This window comes from Burkholderia seminalis DSM 23518 (assembly GCF_902832885.1).
In the GTDB taxonomy this organism is placed as follows: domain Bacteria; phylum Pseudomonadota; class Gammaproteobacteria; order Burkholderiales; family Burkholderiaceae; genus Burkholderia; species Burkholderia seminalis.
The window spans coordinates 134454-153736 of the sequence record NZ_CADFDK010000001.1 but is presented as its reverse complement, the minus strand read 5'-3'; the positions used below and the strand labels follow the sequence as shown (position 1 = coordinate 153736).

At 66.0% G+C, this 19283-nt stretch carries 15 protein-coding genes, 1 tRNA gene and 1 pseudogene; 6 read left to right on the top strand and 11 right to left on the bottom strand.

Translation table 11 applies throughout. From position 1 onward, the window contains the following. Positions 1-10: 10 nt before the first annotated feature. The 8 genes from HWX00_RS00680 to cysS all read right to left on the bottom strand — a co-directional run bounded on the left by HWX00_RS00680 (position 11) and on the right by cysS (position 10229). Complete coding sequence (locus HWX00_RS00680) at positions 11-1540, bottom strand: complex I subunit 4 family protein (protein ID WP_175027435.1); 1530 nt, start codon at positions 1538-1540, stop codon at positions 11-13. Positions 1541-2022: 482 nt separating this feature from the next. After that, a complete protein-coding gene (locus tag HWX00_RS00675; protein ID WP_175027442.1) occupies positions 2023-3411 on the bottom strand; it encodes a glycosyltransferase family protein in 1389 nt (462 codons plus the stop codon). Between the two features lie 205 nt (positions 3412-3616). Then, positions 3617-3710: transfer RNA gene (locus HWX00_RS00670), tRNA-Ser, on the bottom strand. Between the two features lie 110 nt (positions 3711-3820). Next, positions 3821-5074, bottom strand: a complete 1254-nt coding sequence (locus HWX00_RS00665; protein ID WP_034188899.1) for an aspartate kinase — start codon at positions 5072-5074, stop codon at positions 3821-3823. A 343-nt stretch (positions 5075-5417) separates the two neighbouring features. Beyond that, on the bottom strand, positions 5418-6839 hold the full coding sequence (gene tilS / locus HWX00_RS00660) for a tRNA lysidine(34) synthetase TilS (protein ID WP_124670788.1): 1422 nt from the start codon (positions 6837-6839) through the stop codon (positions 5418-5420). Between the two features lie 46 nt (positions 6840-6885). After that, a complete protein-coding gene (locus tag HWX00_RS00655; RefSeq protein ID WP_006478433.1) occupies positions 6886-7857 on the bottom strand; it encodes an acetyl-CoA carboxylase carboxyltransferase subunit alpha in 972 nt (323 codons plus the stop codon). A 103-nt stretch (positions 7858-7960) separates the two neighbouring features. After that, positions 7961-8788, bottom strand: a complete 828-nt coding sequence (locus tag HWX00_RS00650) for a DNA-3-methyladenine glycosylase family protein (RefSeq protein ID WP_034188901.1) — start codon at positions 8786-8788, stop codon at positions 7961-7963. A gap of 43 nt (positions 8789-8831) precedes the next feature. Continuing rightward, positions 8832-10229 (bottom strand): cysteine--tRNA ligase, encoded by a 1398-nt coding sequence (cysS, locus tag HWX00_RS00645; RefSeq protein ID WP_034188902.1) that lies wholly within the window; start codon positions 10227-10229, stop codon positions 8832-8834. Positions 10230-10462: 233 nt separating this feature from the next. Here cysS and HWX00_RS00640 point away from each other — a divergent pair, with 233 nt between their 5' ends. The 4 genes from HWX00_RS00640 (at position 10463) to HWX00_RS00625 (ending at position 13205) form a co-directional block, all read left to right on the top strand. After that, complete coding sequence (locus tag HWX00_RS00640; protein WP_034188903.1) at positions 10463-11185, top strand: tetratricopeptide repeat protein; 723 nt, start codon at positions 10463-10465, stop codon at positions 11183-11185. 40 nt (positions 11186-11225) lie between these two features. After that, entirely contained in the window at positions 11226-11801 is a 576-nt protein-coding gene (locus HWX00_RS00635; protein ID WP_034188904.1) for a peptidylprolyl isomerase, read from the top strand. Positions 11802-11889: 88 nt separating this feature from the next. After that, the gene (locus tag HWX00_RS00630; RefSeq protein ID WP_006478428.1) at positions 11890-12381 is read left to right on the top strand and encodes a peptidylprolyl isomerase; all 492 of its coding nucleotides are present in this window, start codon (positions 11890-11892) and stop codon (positions 12379-12381) included. Between the two features lie 23 nt (positions 12382-12404). Continuing rightward, entirely contained in the window at positions 12405-13205 is an 801-nt protein-coding gene (locus HWX00_RS00625) for a UDP-2,3-diacylglucosamine diphosphatase (protein WP_034188905.1), read from the top strand. Positions 13206-13257: 52 nt separating this feature from the next. On the opposite strand, the gene cysE is transcribed toward HWX00_RS00625, so the two are convergent. Together cysE and HWX00_RS00615 are read right to left on the bottom strand one after the other, a co-directional pair. After that, positions 13258-14061: a serine O-acetyltransferase gene (cysE, locus tag HWX00_RS00620; protein WP_175027434.1), complete on the bottom strand. Its 804-nt coding sequence runs from the start codon at positions 14059-14061 to the stop codon at positions 13258-13260. 264 nt (positions 14062-14325) lie between these two features. Continuing rightward, positions 14326-15150, bottom strand: coding sequence for an RNA methyltransferase (locus tag HWX00_RS00615; protein ID WP_034188907.1), 825 nt, complete (start codon positions 15148-15150; stop codon positions 14326-14328). Between the two features lie 280 nt (positions 15151-15430). Between HWX00_RS00615 and HWX00_RS00610 the strand changes: the two genes are divergently transcribed. After that, the gene (locus HWX00_RS00610) at positions 15431-16234 is read left to right on the top strand and encodes an inositol monophosphatase family protein (protein WP_034188908.1); all 804 of its coding nucleotides are present in this window, start codon (positions 15431-15433) and stop codon (positions 16232-16234) included. A gap of 317 nt (positions 16235-16551) precedes the next feature. Beyond that, positions 16552-18174, top strand: coding sequence for an NAD(P)/FAD-dependent oxidoreductase (locus tag HWX00_RS00605; protein ID WP_175027433.1), 1623 nt, complete (start codon positions 16552-16554; stop codon positions 18172-18174). A gap of 118 nt (positions 18175-18292) precedes the next feature. Here the strand turns inward: HWX00_RS00605 and HWX00_RS00600 are convergent. After that, positions 18293-18989, bottom strand: a pseudogene (locus HWX00_RS00600) (methyltransferase family protein). Positions 18990-19283: the final 294 nt, after the last annotated feature.

The window sequence follows — 19283 nt, the reverse complement described above, 5'->3', positions numbered from 1 at the left end:
CGCGCCGCGCTCAGTCGTGCGTCGACGCCATGTACGACGGCAGCGCCGGCACGGGGCCGTCCCCTGCCGGCACCTTCGAGTGGCTCGCTTCCTGGATCAGCTTGCCGACGGTCGGATCGATCGCGTCGGTGAACGGCTTCGGATCGATGCCGATCGCCAGCACGATCAGCGCGAGCGACGCGAACATCACGATCTCGCGACGGTTCAGGTCGGCGAGCTTCGCGATCCGCTGGCTCGCGACCTTGCCGAACACCACGCGCTTGAGCATCCACAGCGTGTACGACGCGCTGAGGATCAGCGTGAGCGCCGCGATCGCGCCGATCCAGAAGTTGAAGCGGATCGCCCCCATGATGACCATGAACTCGCCGACGAAACCCGACGTGCCCGGCAGGCCGACGTTGGCCATCGCGAACAGCAGCGTGAAGGTCGCGAAACGCGGCATCACGCCCGCCACGCCGCCGTACGCGGCGATCTCGCGCTGCTTCGTGCGGTCGACGAGCACGTTCACGCACAGCAGCATCGCGCCGGCGACGAAGCCGTACGACACGAGCTGCACGATCGCGCCTTCGACGCCGATCCGGTTGAACAGGAACAGCCCGAGCGTGACGATGCCCATGTGTGCAACGGTCGAATACGCGAGCAGCTTGCCGAGATCGGTCTGCGCGAGCGCGATCAGGCTCGCATAGACGATCGCGAACAGCGATAGCGCGATCACGGCCGGTGCGAAGAAGTGGCTCGCATCGGGCGTGACCGGCAGCGCGAAGCGCAGGAACCCGTAGCCGCCGAGCTTGAGCATCGCGAGCATCAGCGCGGCACCGGTCGGGCCGTCGGTATAGACGTCGCTCAGCCACGTATGGACCGGCCACATCGGCACCTTCACCGCGAACGCCGCGAAGAAGCCGAGGAATACCAGCAACTGCGGCGCGAAGCCGAGTTGCAGCGTGCGCCACGTCGCCATGTCGAACGTATGCGACTGCGCATACAGGTACAGCATCGCCATCAGCAGCAGCAGCGAGCCGGCGAACGAGATGAAGAAGAACTTCACGGCCGCATAGACGCGTCGCTCGCGCCCCCACGTGCCGATCAGCAGGTACAGCGGGATCAGCGTCGCCTCGAAGAAGATGAAGAACAGCAGCCCGTCCTGCGCGACGAACACGCCGACCATCAGCCCCGACAGGATCAGGAACGACGCGTAGTACTGCGCGACGCGCACCGTGACCGACTCCCACGACGCGATCACCACCACGAGCGTCGTGAAGGCGGTCAGCACGACGAGCCACAGCGACGCGCCGTCGATGCCGACACGCCATCCGGAATTGAACGCCGCCAGCCAGTCGCGGCTTTCGACAAACTGCATCGCCGCCGAATGTGCGTCGAAGCCGGCAACCAGCGGGACGACGGCCGCCAGCCCCACGATCGCGCCCGCGAGCGCGATCAGCCGCGTCCGGCGCGGGTGATGGTCGGAACCGACGCGCAGCAGGCACGCGCCTAACAGGATCGGAGCCCAGATGGCCAGGCTCAGGAAGGGGAAATCATGCATGTCAACAAAGCCTTGAGGAGGTCGCGCACTGTATCGGGGACAGGCGAGACGAAAGGTACGAAATCAAATCGACAGGTAGATTTCGTGAATCGCCAGCGTTGGCAAAATGTAAAGCGGCATCACGGAAAAACTTGATGCCGCTCAAACGCGATCGGGTTAACGAGCATAAGGCGATTGATTATTTTCTGCAGCGCAGCAGAGCCTCAATTTTCCACGCCGACGCATGACGCTGATTTGATTGAGTAATTTTTTGTATTACGCGCCGGGGCTCATCATGAAAAACGACGCAATGCCGCATTTTTGAAATCGTCGGTTCATTTCGTGGGGCCGGAATGGAATTATCGAGGCCGGGCAGGACGATGGTCCGGCGCACCTCTTTTTCTTACATCGATACTTACATTTGTATTTCGATCGGCCGAGCGAATGGCCACCCTGCCCGCCCACCGTCACGGCAGCCCGCGCATGCTTCATGCTCCCGGCCGTCAGCGCCGATGGCTTTGCCGGTCCCACACGCGCATCGTCACCGCTCGATAGTGGTCGTGTTGCGCGGGGAAATGAACGAAGCGGCTGTCGCGCGTCGCGTAGACCGGCGACGCCGCAAGCGTCGTCGCGTCGACGATATGACGCGCATCGATCATGCCGGACTCCAGCAGTTCCACATAGATCGCCTGCTGGTCGCCGCCGCTCGCGTAGACCGACGACCGATCGTCGAAGCGCTCGATGCGCGCGCAGATGCGCTCGACGAGTGCGCGCATCGGCGCCACGTTGCGCACGCCGATCATGCATGAATTGATCGCCCAGGCCGTGTGATCGGTACCGATCAGGAAGTCGCGGCCCTCGATCACGCCGTCGATGGACCGACTCTGGTCGATTGCCAGGATGTCCGCATCGACCCAGAACACGAATTCGTGGCGCGGCAGATGTTCGCGAATCAGATGCAGCTTCGCCCAGTTCGCATCGATGCCGCCCGGCAGAAACGCGGGCGCCTCGCGATACGTGTGGTACGCATAACCGTGCCGCGTGCAGTAGCGGACGAAGTTTTCCTCGTGCAGATCGCCATAGCCCGCGATATGCGGCGTATGCAGGCTCACGAACGCAACACGCGCGTGCGGATTCACGTGCCGCTCCGCTTCGCGCGTTCGCTGCTGCGCGGCGCGCCAGTCGTCCAGCGCGCGCGGGGAATCGCCGCGCTGGTACCGCTCGGCATCGTCGACGAGCGCGACCACGTAGCGAAAGTCGTAGTCGGCCGCCGGCGCCCAGCCACCGTCCACGTCCTGCCACTCGGGCGCGTGGTGCGCGACCAGCGGCCGCGCGCCGGCGATCGAATCGATCGCGATGCCCTCGCTCCAGACCGTCTGCACCGACGCGAAATGCCCGTTCGCGAGCGGTACATCGAACGGCAGCGGCGCAAAGTGCTCCGCGAGCAGCGTCGCCTCGCACGCGTGACGCCGTTCCGGAAGGCGCATCGCCCACTTGCCCAGTTCGAGCGCGAGCTCGCGCAATCGCTCCCGCACGCCGGGCACGTTGCGGAAAATCATGCCGCTCGCGGCAGGCAGCGGCGACTTCGACGTCTGGGTGGTGACGATTGCGTCGTAACCGTGCGCGACGTCCGGCAGCGCGTGCGGATCGAACACGACGGAGAACGGATCGAGCACGAGCAGCAACGCGCCCGGCTCCATCGCGACGAGCTGCGCGATGAGCGCGTGGTACTTGTGCAGGATCTGCTGGCGCTCGCCGTACACGTGCGTGCCGTCGACGATCGCATGCCGGTAGCCGTGCAACTGCGCGTAACGCGCGTGATTGTCGACGAGTCCGTCGACAGGCCGATGAGAGCGGAACGTCAGAACTGCATGCGGGCTTGCCACGAGCATCACCTTGAATTGCGCCGGTCGATACGCGTATGTTGCGCATGACAGGGGCTCAAGTCGAGCATTCATTGCCCGAGGGGCCGCGACGAGGTTCGCGTGAGGACGCGATCCGGCAGCATCGGACCTGTCGCGCGCGACACGGCACGACGGGCCGGAAAAAGAAAAAGCCCCGCAAGTCCGAGAACTTGCGGGGCTTTGTCACCGCTTTTGGCGGAGACGGAGGGATTCGAACCCTCGATCCAGGTTTTGGCCCAGATGCTCCCTTAGCAGGGGAGTGCCTTCGACCTCTCGGCCACGTCTCCCAAACTTTCGCTCGCACCAGGGAGGCAGTGCGACGAGAACGAGATATTATAGGGTTTCGAACCGTGCGTCAATTTCGGTGATGCATTTTCTTCAATGCATCACGAAAAATTCACGACGCCTGGTCGAGTTCGAATGCCTTGTGCAGCGCGCGGACGGCCAGCTCCATGTATTTCTCGTCGATCAGCACCGAAATCTTGATTTCGGACGTCGAGATCATCTGGATGTTGATGCCCTCTTCCGACAGCGTGCGGAACATCTTGCTCGCGACGCCCACGTGCGAACGCATGCCGACGCCGACGACCGACACCTTCGACACCTTCGGGTCGCCCTGCACGCGCTCGGCGCTGACATGGCCCTGCACCTGGTTGGTGAGGATGTCCATCGCCTTCTGGTAGTCGCCGCGGCCGACCGTGAACGTGAAGTCGGTTTTGCCTTCGACGCTCTGGTTCTGGATGATCATGTCGACGTCGACGTTCGCGTCGGCGACCGGGCCGAGGATCTGATATGCGATGCCCGGCTTGTCGGGCACGCCCATCACAGCAATGCGTGCTTCGTCGCGCTGGAACGCGATGCCGGAAATGACTGCCTTTTCCATGGTCTCGTCTTCTTCAAAAGTAATCAGGGTGCCCGAGCGCATTTCTTCGTCGAGCGCAATCAGCGGATCGGTCAGGCTCGACAGCACACGCGTCTTCACCTGGTATTTGCCGGCGAATTCGACCGAGCGGATCTGCAGGACCTTCGAGCCGAGGCTGGCCATTTCCAGCATCTCTTCGAACGTCACGCGATCGAGGCGGCGCGCCTCTTCAACGACGCGCGGGTCGGTCGTGTAGACGCCGTCGACGTCCGTGTAGATCAGGCACTCTTCGGCATCCAGCGCGGCCGCGACCGCCACCGCCGACGTATCGGAGCCGCCCCGGCCCAGCGTCGTGATGTGGCCGTCCGGATCGACGCCCTGGAAGCCCGTGATGATCACGACCTTGCCGGCGTTCAGATCGGCCTTCACGCGCTCGTCGTCGATCGAGTGGATGCGCGCTTTCGTGAACGCGCTGTCGGTCTTGATCGGTACTTGCCAGCCGGCGTAGCTCACGGCCTCGACGCCGATTTCCTGCAGCGCGATCGACAGCAGGCCGACGCTGACCTGCTCGCCGGTCGACGCGATCATGTCGAGCTCACGCGGGCTCGGCTGGCTCGAAATCTCTTTCGCAAGACCGAGCAGACGGTTGGTTTCGCCGGACATCGCCGAAGGCACGACCACCATCTGGTGCCCGGCCTGATGCCATTTTGCGACGCGTTTCGCGACGTTCTTGATGCGCTCGACCGAGCCCATCGAAGTGCCGCCGTATTTGTGTACGATGAGTGCCATTGTCGTTCTGAACTGGAGGAGAAACCGCACGGGCGCGCTGGGCAGGCCGCGTAGCCGTTCGGTCACGCGGCTTGTGGCTGTGGACGGACGACAAGGGGGACGGCTGGGACGCAACACGCAAGCGTGACGGATTTTGCCCGGAAGGCCGATCAGGCCGCGCAAACCGGGTACGTCACGCGGAAAACCTGCACAAAACGCTCAAAAATCGAGCCGAGCAAACGACCGAGCGTACCCGATAGAAGCCCGCTTGACAAGCCGCCCGCCGTGCTGGGAGCCGTTCAGGCGCTGTTTACCAAATGGTGAAAATGGGCGCGCCATCGCGCCGCCGGACGCGTGCCGGACGCTACGCGATCAGCAGGTCGGGGCGCCATTCGATCCGGCGCCAGTCGCCGTTGCCGGCCGCCTCGCTCCCGGACAGGCCGATATCGCGATCGAGGCCAAGCCGCGGCACGTAGAGCAGCCGGTCGCCCGCGAACAGAAGCGGCACGTCGCGCTGCCAGGCCGGCACGCCGCGCTCCTGGAACAGGTTCTTCAGCGTGCGGCCCGGGCCGCCCGGCGACATGCGCATCCGCTCGCCGCCCGCGCGGGCGCGTACCGTGAGCCTGGCGCCGCGCAGCAGCGCCTCCGGCACCGCGCCGGCGCTCGCCGCGTCGGCCGGCGCGAACACGAACGTGCCGCGCCAGCCCGGCACGTGCCAGACCTCCTGCCCATCCCACGCGAGCGCTGCTTCCGGGTGCGGCGTGCCCGTGCCGTCATCGGCCGGTTCGCTGCTGTCGCCCGCTTCCCAGTAAACGGTATCGCGATAGAGCCGCAGGCACTGCCCTGCGTGATCGACACGCAGCGCGTGCGCGTCATGCGCGGCGCGCAGCTGCCGCATCATGTTGGCGAGCCGCGCGGCCGACGCGCCCGGCAAGCCGAGCCGGCGCATCCAGAAGCGCAGCAGGTTCGCGCCGCGCGTGTCGTCGAACGCGACCAGCGCGTCGCGCGACAGCGCATGCCCGTCGTCGCGCGCAACGGCGGCGAAATCCAGTTCGGCCAGATCGTCGAGCAGCTTCTGCGCGGCGGCCGCATGCTGCGCCGCGCGGCCGAGCGCATCGCGAAAGCCCGGGAAATGCACGGCCAGCGCCGGCAGCACGTCGATGCGCAGCGCATTGCGCGCATAACGCGTGTCGCCGTTCGATTCGTCGTCGATCCATGCGAGCGCATGCTGCTCCGCGTAGCGCTCAAGTTGCGCGCGCAACAATCGCAGCAACGGGCGCACCCGTTCGACGCTCACGCCGTCGGGGCGATAGCGCGGCGCCATCGCGGCGAGCCCGGCGATGCCCGCGCCGCGCAACAGCTGCAGCAGCACGGTCTCCGCCTGATCGTCCGCATGTTGCGCGAGCCACAGCGTGGCCGCGCCATGGCGCTCGCACATCGCGTCGAGCGCCGCGTAACGACGCTCGCGTGCCGTGGCCTCGATACCGAGGCCGCTGTCGCGCGGCACGTCGACGCGCATCGATTCGAACGCGACGCCGAGCCGCGCGGCTTCCGCTTCGGCATGTGCAACCCATGCATCGGCGTTCGCGCTCAGGCCGTGATGCACATGCAGCGCGACGCAACGCGACGCGCCCGCGACGCGCACGGCCGCATCGAGCAGCACCGTCGAGTCGAGGCCGCCGCTGAAGGCGATCGCGATGCGCGCATCGGCCGGCATGCCGGAAAGCGCAACGCCGACCGCGTCGAGGACGGCGCGGTCGGCGGAGAATTCGGTCGGTGGGATCACGAGAGGAACGCGCGCGCAGCGGCGCGCGAATCGAATACGCAGCCGGTCATGCGCCCGGCGTGGTTTCCTTGAACTTGCCGTAGGCCATCAGGCGCTCGAAACGGCGCTCGCGCAGCGCATCGATGCTCATGCCCTGGAACTGGCGCAGCGAATCGGCGAGCGCGCGGCGCAGCAGTGCGGCCATGCCCTTCGGGTCGCGATGCGCGCCGCCGAGCGGCTCGTTGATGATCTTGTCGATCAGGCCGAGCGCCTTCAGGCGGTGCGCGGTCAGGCCCAGCGCTTCCGCGGCTTCCGGCGCCTTCGCGGCGCTCTTCCACAGGATCGACGCGCAACCTTCCGGCGAGATCACCGAATAGGTCGAGAACTGCAGCATCATCACGGTATCGGCCACGGCGATCGCGAGCGCGCCGCCCGAACCGCCCTCGCCGATCACGGTCGTGATGATCGGCGTCTTCAGCTCGGCCATCACGTACAGGTTGCGGCCGATCGCCTCCGACTGGCCACGCTCTTCCGCGCCGATGCCCGGGTACGCGCCCGGCGTGTCGACGAACGTGAAGATCGGCAGCCCGAACTTCTCGGCGAGACGCATCAGGCGTTCGGCCTTGCGATAGCCTTCCGGACGCGGCATCCCGAAATTGCGCGCGGCGCGCTCCTTCGTGTCGCGGCCTTTCTGGTGACCGATCACCATGCACGGATGACCGCCGAAGCGCGCGAGACCGCCGACGATCGACAGGTCGTCCGCGAATGCGCGGTCGCCATGCAGCTCGTGAAAATCGGTAAACAGTTCCGCAACGTAATCGAGCGTGTACGGACGCTGCGGATGCCGCGCGATCTGCGACACCTGCCACGGCGACAGGTTCGCGTAGAGGTCTTTCGTCAGTTGCTGGCTTTTCTTCGACAGCCGCTCGATTTCTTCCGAAATATCGACAGCCGAGTCGTCCTGCACGAATCGCAGCTCTTCGATCTTGGCCTCGAGTTCGGCGATCGGCTGTTCGAAATCCAGAAACGTGGTCTTCATGTGTTCGAATCCTTGGGTCTTGCGGCAGCGCGTATTCTACCCGCGCGGGCGACGCTCAAAACCGGCTCTCAACTATTGACATTCAAAACCCGATAGTCGACGCTCAGGCGTCGGCGTCGGGCGCATCGAGGCTGCGCCACATGTACCAGGTCGCGACGGTGCGCCACGGCTCCCAGTTGGCGGCGACTTCACGCGCCTCGCTGCGTGTGACGGGTTCCCCGCTGAAGTAATTGACGCTGATCGCGCGGATCAGGCCCGGGTCGTCGAGCGGCAGCACGTCCGGCCGCGACAGGTTGAAGATCAGGAACATCTCGGCCGTCCAGCGGCTGATACCGCGGATCTGCGTGAGTTCCGCGATCACGTCCTCGTCGTCCATCGACGTCCATTTGTCGACGTGCAGCGCCCCCGAGACGAAATGCTGCGCCAGATCCAGGATGTATTCCGTCTTGCGTTTCGACAGCCCGCATGCGATCAGCTTGTCCGCACCGAGCCGTATCACCGGCTGCGGCGCGAGCTTCGGACACGCGTCCTCGATGCGCGCCCACAGCGACTGCGCGGACGGCACCGAAATCTGCTGACCGACGACCGAGCGTGCGAGCGTGACGAACGGGTCGCCGCGCTTCACGAGATGCGCGGGACCGAACTTCGGAATCAGTTTCTTCAGGATGCGGTCGCGCTTGACGAGATCGGCGCACGCCTTGTCCCAGTAGGCAGGACGCACGACGACCTCCTCGCCGCCCGCTTCGGGCGCACGCGTCTTGCGGGCCGCGTCGGCGGCCGGCTGCGCAGCCGCCGGCTGCGCGTGACCGTTCAGCGCACCGTTCGGCACGGCGCGCGTCGCGTCCGCCTTCGCCGCCGGCACGCGCCTGGCTGCCGGACGTGCGGCGACCGCGGTCGCGCGCCTGACCGGCGCTTTTCTAGCCGTTGCCATCTTGCCTCCTACCTGACGGATCGGTCAGTGGAACGCGCCGCGCTCATACGCGACGCCATTCGGTCGATCCGCCCGGTTTGTCTTCAAGTGCGATGCCGGCTTCGAGCAGCTGCGCCCGGATCCGGTCCGCTTCGGCATAGTCCTTCGCTTGCTTCGCCGCGACACGCGCGGCGATCTTCGCTTCGATCTCGTCGGCTGCGAGCGCGCCCGCCTGCGCGGCGCCGGACGCCTGCTGCAGGAATGCGCGCGGTTCGCGGCCCAGCAGGCCGAGCAGGCCCGCCAGCTGTTTCAGCTGCCGCGCGAGCGACGCGTCGCGCGTGCGATTCACTTCGCCGGCGAGCTCGAACAGCGTCGCCACCGCGACCGGCGTGTTGAAGTCGTCGTTCATCGCGGCCGCGAAACGCTGCGCATGCGGCTCGTTCCAGTCGAGCGCGAGCGTGTCGGCCTCGACGTCCTTCAACGCCGTATACAGGCGCGTGAGCGATGCGCGCGCGTCGTCGAGATGCACGTCGCTGTAATTGAGCGGCGACCGGTAGTGCGTGCGCACGATGAAGAAGCGCATGACTTCCGCGTCGTAGCGCTCGAGCACCTCGCGGATCGTGAAGAAGTTGCCGAGCGATTTCGACATCTTCTCGTTGTCGACCTGCACGAAGCCGTTGTGCATCCAGTAGTTGACGAACGTCTCGCCGGTCGCGCCTTCGCTCTGCGCGATCTCGTTCTCGTGGTGCGGGAATTGCAGATCCTGCCCGCCGCCGTGGATGTCGAAGTGATTGCCGAGCAGCGAGCAGCCCATCGCCGAGCACTCGATGTGCCAGCCCGGGCGGCCCATCCCGTACTTCGACGCCCACGACGCGCCTTCCGGCTCGTCCTCCTTCGCGCGTTTCCACAGCACGAAGTCGAGCGGATCCTGCTTCGCGTCGTTCGCCGCGACGCGCTCGCCCGCGCGGAGGTCGTCGAGCGACTTGCCCGACAGCTTCCCGTAGTTCGCGAACTTGCGCACCGAGTAATTGACGTCGCCGTCGGTCGCCTGGTAAGCGTAGCCGTTCGCCTCGAGCGTCTCGATCATGCCGAGCATCTGCGGGATGAACTGCGTCGCGCGCGGCTCGAGGTCGGGCCGCTGGATACCGAGCGCGGCTTCGTCCTCGTGCATCGCGTTGATGAACCGGTCGGTCAGCGACTTGATCGTCTCGCCGTTCTCGACCGCGCGGCGGATGATCTTGTCCTCGATGTCGGTGATGTTGCGCACGTACGTGACCCGATAGCCGATCGCACGCAGCCAGCGCTGGACGAGGTCGAACACGACCAGCATGCGCGCGTGGCCCACGTGACAATAGTCGTAGACGGTGATCCCGCATACGTACATCCGCACTTCGCCGGACTGGCGCGGCACGAAGACTTGCTTGTCACGCGCGAGCGTGTTGTAGATGCGCAGTGATTCCATAGAGATGAACCGTGAGCCGAAGGAAACCGCCCTGGCGAAGCTCGCCCAGCATGCGACACGGACGGACCATCTGCTGCGGCACCGGGCCGAGCGTCCTCGTATCACATGGGGCGGTCAGGCTGCAAGCACAGCGGTGACGGCCACGAGAGGCTAAGAAAGACTGTCTGCGGCTCGCCGGAACGCGCAGACGTTTTGTTAGAATGGCTCGGAGTATAACATTCCGATTTACGCCTATGAAACCTCATCGCGGCCGCGCGCCGAGCGCTGCGACCCTCGTTGCGACCACCGTCATGGGCGTCGTGCTGACGCTTTTCGCGGCCCCCGCGGCGCATGCGCAGAAAGCCCCGGCCGTCGCCGACGGCACCCCCGAAATCGACTCGTCCATCGCCGGCAAGCAGTGGAAGCAGGCGCTCGCGCAACTCGACGCGCGCATCGCGTCGAACCCGCACGACGTGCAGGCGCAGTTCAAGCGCGGCACCGTGCTGGCCCGCCTGAACCGCGACGACGACGCGATCCAGCAGTTCGTCGCGATCACGCAGGCGTACCCGGAACTGCCCGAGCCGTACAACAATCTCGCGGCGCTTTACGCGAAGCATGGCCGCTACGACGAAGCGCGCACCGCGCTCGTCACCGCGACGCAATCGAACCCGAGCTATTCGCTCGCATACGAGAACCTCGGCGATCTCTACCTGCGCCTCGCGGCCGAGTCGTACAAGCGCGCGCAGTCGCTCGGCCGCACGAGCGGCGCGACCGCGCAGCGCCTCGCCGATCTCCAGAAGATCGTGTCGCCGCCGAAAGCCGCGCCGAATGCGCGCGCGGTGACGCCGGCCACGCGCGACTACACCGACCGCGCCGCCGCGAACGTGAGCACCACCACGCTGCCGATGTCGCCGACGTTCCAGTTCAACGGTCCGTCGGGCGCGCTGGCGGCGCCGTACGTCGCGCCGTCGCAATAAGCGGCGCGGCCTTCTTTCCCCTCCCAACCTGAGGATCGCAATGAAACGTCTGTTGCTGGCGCTTGGCGGCGCCGCCCTTCTCGCGACCGCACCCGCGTTCGCGCAATCGGCCACCGCGCACCCCGTCGTGCAGCTGAAGACCTCGCAAGGCGACATCCGTGTCGAGCTCTACCCGGAGAAGGCGCCGAAGTCGGTCGCCAACTTCCTCGATTACGTGAAGGCCGGCCAGTACAACGGCACGATCTTCCATCGCGTGATCAAGGGCTTCATGATCCAGGGCGGCGGCTACAAGACCAACTTCGAGGAGAAGCCGACCCGCGCGCCGATCCCGCTGGAGAGCCGCAATGGTCTGAAGAACCTGACGGGCACGATCGCGATGGCCCGCACGAGCGATCCGAATTCGGCCACCGCGCAGTTCTTCATCAACACGGTCGACAACAGCGGCCTCGACTACCCGAACCCGGACGGCAACGGCTATGCGGTGTTCGGCAAGGTCGTGTCGGGTCTCGACGTCGTGAAGAAGATCGAAGGCGTGGCGACGACCTCGCGCGGCCCGATGCAGGACGTGCCGGCGCAACCGGTCGTGATCGAATCGGCCAGCATCGTCTCGAAGTAAGAACCTGCCGGCACGTCCGGCGACTCACGCGGCCGCGTCGCACGACCGGCCGCGTGCCATTTAAACCGCCTCACCGAAGGAATTCATCATGGTTGAACTGCATACGAACCACGGCGTGATCAAGCTCGAACTCGACGCCGCGAAGGCACCGAAGACGGTCGAGAACTTCCTGAACTACGTGAAGAAGGGTCACTACGACGGCACCGTGTTCCATCGCGTGATCAACGGCTTCATGATCCAGGGCGGCGGCTTCGAGCCGGGCCTGAAGCAGAAGCCGACCGACGCGCCGATCGACAACGAGGCGAACAACGGCCTGAAGAACGACAACTACACGGTCGCGATGGCGCGCACGAACGATCCGCACTCGGCGACCGCCCAGTTCTTCATCAACGTGAACGACAACGACTTCCTGAACCACTCGTCGCCGACGCCGCAAGGCTGGGGCTACGCGGTGTTCGGCAAGGTCGTCGAAGGCCAGGACGTGGTCGACAAGATCAAGGGCGTCAAGACGGGCAACGCTGGTTTCCACCAGGACGTGCCGACCGACGACGTCGTGATCGAAAAGGCCGTCGTGGTCTGACGCACGGTTACGGAGACACTTCGATGTTGCAGGAGAGTCCGCCGCGAAGCGTCTCCGCGGGCGTGCCTGGCGAACGCCAGTACGCGCAAGCCGCACGCCCGTTCCTGTTTCTGTCCGATCTGCATCTGAGCGAAGCGATTCCGAAGACGGTCGCCGCGTTCGAGCATTTCGTGAAGTACACCGCCGACAGCGCCGACTCGGTGTTCATCCTCGGCGATCTATTCGAATACTGGATCGGCGACGACCTCCTCGACGACGACCCGTTCGCGGCCCGCATGGCCGCGCTGATGCACACGTTCTCCGAGCGCGGGATCGCGCTCTACGTGATGCACGGCAATCGCGATTTCCTGCTCGGCCGGCGCTTCATGAAGGCAGCCGGCGCGATGCTGCTGCCCGACCCGTCGCTGATCATGGCGTTCGGCCAGCGTATCGTGCTCGCGCACGGCGACGCGCAATGCACGGCCGACCGCGGCTACCAGGTGTTCCGCCGCTTCGCGCGCAACCGCGTCGCGCAATGGCTGTTTCTCGCGTGGCCGTTCCGCTGGCGCCGCGCGCTCGCGCAACGCATGCGCTCGAACAGCGAAGCGGGCCGGATGCGCCCTGCCTCGGCCATCTACGACGTCACGCGCGAAGGCGTGGCCGCCCTGTTCCGCAAGAGCCGCGCGAGCGTGATCATTCACGGCCACACGCACCGCCCCGCGCGCCATCTGGAACCCGGCGGCATCCGCTGGGTGCTGCCCGACTGGGATCTCGATCACGGCACGCCGCGTGGCGGCTACCTGCGCGTCGATGCGGAAGGCATCCACGCCATGCCGCTCGAGTGACGCCGCCGCTGCCGTTGCATTGACCGGCCGCCGTCGGCGCCCGCCGCGTGGATTACATCTCGCGTTCGACCGACTTGCCTTCCAGCACCGCCGACAGCCGGCGCAGATCGAGGCGCGCCGCATCGGCGCCCTGCAGCGTTTCCAGATGCGTGCCGAGCTGCTCGAGCGCCGCGACGATCTCGTCGACACGACGGCTTTCCTTCGCCGCGTGATCGATCAGGCCGTGGATCGCGAGCGACATCGGATCGTCGGCGTTCGGCGTGATCCCGTAGGCGCAGAATGCCGCACGCTCGGGCTGCGGTTTCGGCTGCGCCGGCATCACGATGCGCGCCGGATTGCCGACCGCCGTGCCGCCTGCCGGCACCGGCTTCACGACGACCGCGTTCGAGCCGATCTTCGCCCCCGCCCCGACCGTGAAACCGCCGAGCACCTTCGCGCCCGCGCCGACGATCACGCCGGCTTCGAGTGTGGGGTGGCGCTTCGCGCCGCGCGTGAGCGACGTGCCGCCCAGCGTCACGCCCTGATAGATCGTGCAGTCGTCGCCGATGATCGCCGTCTCGCCGATCACCACGCCCATGCCGTGGTCGATGAACACCCGCCGGCCGATCGTCGCGCCGGGGTGGATCTCGATCCCGGTCAGGAACCGCCCGGCCTGCGACGCGAAACGCGCGAGCCAGTAGCGCTTCGCGCGCCAGCAGGCGTGCGCGAAACGATGCAGCACGAGCGCATGCAGCCCCGGGTAACAGGTCAGCACTTCCCATGCACTGCGAGCGGCGGGATCCCGCTCGCGAATCGTGGCAACGTCTTCGCGCAGTCTCGTGAACATGATGTGGTCTGGGAAAAGGCCGGCGGGCATCGCCGGCAATGCCCGGCCGTTATCGCACCGGGTAATTTGCTTATGACGTCCGGCGATTGTAGGGCCAGTCGCGCATGGCCGCACGGTCGCGCGTTCACCCCGCCGCCGGCGCGGGTATTCGAACGACAGGCTTGCTGCAACAGGCTCGCGGGGAGGATCGGCCGGATGGAATGGACCGGACCCGGCGCCGCCGGTCGACCGACGCACGGCCCGACGCGATACCCGGGCGGCGACCGAACGACCGGCAACCGGTGCGCCGGCCGCTTACGCGTCGCCGTCGGGCTTGCCCGACTTCAGCAGGATGTGCTTCGCGACGCCGCGCAGGATGTTGACCTCCTCGCGCTCGAGGCCCGTGCGCGCGAACAGGCGCCGCAACCGCGGCATCAGCTTCTTCGGATTGCGCGGATCGAGGAAATCGAGCGCGATCAGCGCGTGCTCGAGGTGGACGTACATCCGCTCGATCTCGTCGCTCTGCGCGAGCGTGCCGGCTTCGGCCGACGGTTGCGCCGACGGCTCGCTCGCCTGTTCGAGAAACGCGACGCGCAGCTCGTACGCGAGCACCTGCACGGCCTGCGCGAGGTTCAGCGAGCTGTAGGCCGGGTTCGCCGGAATATGCGCGAGCGCGCTGCACTGCTCGACATGCTCATTGGCCAGGCCCGTGCGCTCGTTGCCGAACACGAGCGCGATGTCGCCCGTGCCGACCTGCGCACACGCCTGCGTGGCGGCCGCGCGCGGCGCAAGGCGCGGCGGCCCGTATTCGCGCGTGCGCGCGGTCAGCGCGATCGACCAGTGGACGCCCGACAGCGCGTCGCCGAGCGTCGGCACGACATGCGCGGACGCGAGGACGTCGTCCGCGCCGCTGGCCATCGCGATCGCCTCGGGGTCGCTCTGCACGTGCGGCACGCGCGGCGCGACCAGCACGAGACGCGAGAAGCCCATCGTCTTCAGCGCACGGGCGGCCGCCCCGACATTGCCGGGATGGCTCGGCTCGACGAGCACGAAGCGGGTGGACGTGAAGCCGCCGGACGGCGGCGGAGACGAGGCCGCGCCCGGCTCGGCCGGCGCGGCGGTGTTCTGCGGGGTTTCCACTACGATACGACTCGGTTCATCAGAATGGCAGTATGGTATCGCCATCGCCGCGGCAAACCCACTCGTCCGGACGGACAGTGGGGGTTTCCCCGTATCCCGGTCGCCTGAAACCGTCAAAAATCGGGTAAAATCATGCCTTTACGCGTCGCACACCGTGCGGCGCGGGTCGTACCCCGCTCTTTGTCAATTCGCGTCTCACCTCGCCCGGCATGCTTGCGCCGTTCCGGGCGGTTGTTCCACTTCGTGGCGGCCCGTGCCGCCGGCTACAGGATCCAGGCCCATGCATCCCATGCTCAACATCGCTGTCAAGGCTGCGCGCCGCGCCGGACAGATCATCAACCGCGCGTCCCTCGATCTCGACCTGATCGAGATCCGCAAGAAGCAGCAGAACGACTTCGTCACCGAAGTGGACAAGGCCGCCGAAGAGGCGATCATCGAGACGCTGAAGACCGCCTACCCCGATCACGCGATCCTCGCGGAAGAATCGGGCGAATCCGACAACGAATCCGAATTCAAGTGGATCATCGATCCGCTCGACGGCACGACCAATTTCATCCACGGCTTTCCGTACTACTGCGTGTCGATCGCGCTCGAGCACAAGGGCGTCGTCACGCAGGCCGTCGTCTACGATCCGAACAAGAACGACCTGTTCACGGCCACGCGCGGCCGCGGCGCGTACCTGAACGATCGCCGCATCCGCGTCGGCCGCCGCGACCGCCTGGCGGACGCCCTGGTCGGCACCGGCTTCCCGTTCCGCGAGAAGGACGGCCTCGACGCATACGCACGCCTCTTCACCGAAATGACGCAGGCCTGCACGGGCCTGCGCCGCCCGGGCGCGGCGGCACTCGATCTCGCGAACGTCGCGGCCGGCCGCCTCGACGCGTTCTTCGAGCAGGGCATCAACGTGTGGGACATGGCGGCGGGCAGCCTGCTGATCACCGAGGCCGGCGGCCTCGTCGGCAACTACACGGGCGACGCCGATTTCCTGCATCGTCATGAGATCGTCGCGGCGAACCCGAAGATCTACGCGCAGATGATCCCGATCCTCAACCGCTACAGCCGCTTGCATCCGGCAGCGGAGTAAACGCCCGGGCCGCGCCCGCATGGCGCGGCTTTCGCGCAAACGCTCGCGGGCATCGCCAGGATCGCGTGCCGTCCGCCTCCCGGTCACCCGGGAGGCGCGGTAATCTTCCGTGCGCAAGGCGCGCTTCGTGCGCCTATCCTGAAGTTGCCCGAGTTGTCCGGACGGGCCGGCGCGCTGCCGCTCGCACCGCTTGCCCGTAACGACAACGAATGGTTTGCGCCCGGCAGGCGCGCGCGGCGAACAACGCCGTCATCGGCATGCCGGCCCCCCCTGTATCAACATCGCCACGGCGCCGTGGCAATCGCATCCGAGTCCCCATGTTACGGCTAAGCGAAATCAAACTCCCCCTCGACCACCCCGAAAGCGCGCTCGAGGCCGCGATTCGCGCGCGCCTCGCCGAGCTCGGCGTGGCGGCGGACGCGCTCCTCCGTTACACCGTGTTCCGTCGCGCGCACGATGCGCGCAAGCGTTCGGACATCAAGCTCACGTATATCGTCGATCTCGAGGTCAAGGACGAAGCGGCCGCGCTCGAGCGCATCGCCGGCAAGCCGCATTGCGGCGTGACGCCCGACATGGCCTACCACTTCGTCGCGAAGGCGCCCGAGCGCGCCGATTTCCTGCGCCCGGTCGTCATCGGCATGGGGCCGTGCGGCCTGTTCGCAGGCCTGATCCTCGCGCAGATGGGCTTCCGCCCCATCATCCTCGAACGCGGCAAGGCCGTGCGCGAGCGCACCAAGGACACCTTCGGCCTGTGGCGCAAGAGCGTGCTCAACCCCGAATCCAACGTGCAGTTCGGCGAAGGCGGCGCCGGGACCTTTTCCGACGGCAAGCTGTACAGCCAGATCAAGGATCCCCACAACTATGGCCGCAAGGTGCTCGACGAGTTCGTCAAGGCCGGCGCGCCGGAAGACATCCTGTACCTGAGCCGGCCGCACATCGGCACGTTCCGCCTCGTCAGCATGGTGGAAAAGATGCGCGCGTCCATCCACGAACTCGGTGGCGAAGTGCGTTTCGAAACGCGGGTCGACGACATCGAGATCGACCAGGGCAAGGTGCGCTCGCTCAAGCTGTCGAACGGCGAAACGCTCCGGTGCGACCATGTCGTGCTGGCCGTCGGCCACAGCGCGCGCGACACGTTCCAGATGCTGCACGATCGCGGCGTCCATATCGAGGCGAAGCCGTTCTCGCTGGGTTTCCGGATCGAACATCCGCAGGGGCTGATCGACCGCAGCCGCTTCGGCAAGTTTGCGGGCCACAAGCAGCTCGGCGCGGCCGACTACAAGGTGGTCCATCACTGCAGTAACGGCCGGGCCGTCTACAGCTTCTGCATGTGCCCGGGCGGCACGGTGGTCGCGGCGACCTCCGAGCCGGGCCGTGTCGTCACCAACGGGATGAGCCAGTATTCGCGCGCCGAGCGCAATGCGAACGCCGGCATCGTCGTCGGCATCACGCCGGACGACTATCCCGGCGGCCCGCTGGCGGGCATCGCGTTCCAGCGCAAATGGGAGGAACGCGCGTTCGAACTCGGCGGCGGCGACTACCGCGCGCCGGGCCAGCTGGTCGGCGATTTCATCGCGGGCCGGCCGTCGACCTCGCTGGGTTCCGTGGAGCCGTCGTACAAGCCCGGCGTGAATCCGACCGACCTCAGCACCGCGCTGCCGGACTACGTGATCGAAGCCATCCGTGAAGCCCTGCCCGAGATCGACAAGAAGATCGCCGGCTTCGCGATGCACGACGCCGTGCTGACCGGCGTGGAGACACGCACGTCTTCACCGATCCGGATTCGACGCAAGGACGACTACCAGAGCATGAACGTCGAAGGCCTGTATCCGGCCGGCGAAGGCGCCGGATATGCGGGCGGCATCTATTCGGCCGCCATCGACGGCATCGAAGTCGCGCAGGCGGTCGCACTCAGCATGACGTCGGGGCACACGTCCTGACAGGCCGGAAGGGGTCGGCGCGCGAAGGTCCGTGACCTGAGCGCGCCGACTTTTTTCATGTCTGCCGCACGGGTGCGCTTCGTCGACGCTCGGCCATTGCGCGCTTTCCGCATTCCCGTCAAAACACGCCCGGAATCAGCCGGTACCGGACTGTCGCCTTGTACGCGCGATAATCGGCGTCTTCCGACAGCACCCGTTCTTCCATGCTGATTCGGCCGATCTGCAACAGCATCCAGACGCCGATCGTGACCAGGTTTCGGGTGCTGAAGTTAGCCAGCAGGAAGCCGATTTCGGACAACAGATAACCGGTGTAGATCGGGTGCCGCATGAACCGGTACGCGCCGGTCGAGACGACCCCTCGATTCGCCGGCAGCAAGCCGAACGAGCGCCCGAGCGACAGTTTGGCGAACAGCTGCCACGCGATCCCGATAATTTGCCAGGTGCCCCCCCGCCCACTCCGGAATCAGTTGGGTACTGGCGGTCAGCTGATAGGTCAGGCAGTAGAACGAGCCGCCCAGAGAAAAGCACACCGCGACGGGATGCCAGTCGCGCTGTTTCGGCAGTTTCGCAAAAGCCGACATGCCGACGGTCAGTACCGCGGAAACCAGCAGCAGGATCAGCGTGATCCGGCTCGGGTCCGATCGCCACGGTATATAGATCAGATAGGCAAATACGCCCAGCACGGTGACCGACGCCACGCGAGCGCAAAGCTCGATCCAGTTGATCCGCTCCGACTCATCCGCGACCGCCGTAACGTGCGGCACCAGGGTATTCTGCGCGCACGCGCCCCCCGCGTCCTGTATGGCCTGCTTCATGGTTGTGCCCCGTAACTCATTGCGTTTTTATATATTGCCGTTTCAGACTAGCACGCTCCCCTCCTTGAAACTTGTCTAAGTTTCAGTTTAGAGAGGTTGATTGGTGTAAGTCCCGAGAGAACAGGCGATTAAAACGGCCGAGTCACTGGAGCAGGTGGCGTGCCAAACGTTTCACAGTTTGCGGCACTCTTCGGCGGACGAAATCGCCTGCAGTCTCCGGTAACGGGCGGCTGGTGTCTTCGATGAAATGGGGGCCTGATTATCCGCACTGTTAAGGCTCTGATCGGAAGGTTA